This window comes from Exiguobacterium sp. SH0S2, from assembly GCF_004337185.1.
Taxonomy (GTDB): domain Bacteria; phylum Bacillota; class Bacilli; order Exiguobacteriales; family Exiguobacteriaceae; genus Exiguobacterium; species Exiguobacterium aurantiacum_A.
Genome location: NZ_SJVB01000023.1, coordinates 1 through 426 on the forward strand (window position 1 = coordinate 1; position 426 = coordinate 426).

The window sequence follows — 426 nt, forward strand, 5'->3', positions numbered from 1 at the left end:
TTTGTTCCCTGCTTGATCGGTAATGACGAGTATGTACTCCCCTTCTTGATCAATTTTCGTTCCACTCATATAATTCACACCATTTAACGTGGCTGTACCTTCTGTAAATATCGGATAAGTCGCCTGTTTATAGGCTTTTCCAGTCTGAATACCACTCACTTGAGGAGCTGTTTTATCGATAGTGAATGATATGTTTGCGTAATGTCCAAAACTATCTTGGCCATTAAGTTCATAATACCCATCTTCCGTAAAGATTGTACCTGAGGCTACGAAATGAACACCACTCAAATACAGTTCACCTTTATTATATGTGATGGTAACATCACGATTGTAAACTTTCTGGTCTTCTGCGCCCTTGATAACGATTGGCATGTCATTAACTACGTCAACCGTATACAATTCACTGGTATATTCGTCATCCATCGC

At 39.4% G+C, this 426-nt stretch carries 1 protein-coding gene; it reads right to left on the reverse strand.

Annotated features, from left to right (window positions below):
• Window positions 1-426 (reverse strand): hypothetical protein (locus EVJ21_RS15390; RefSeq protein ID WP_161568961.1); only part of this gene is annotated, 426 nt, incomplete at both ends.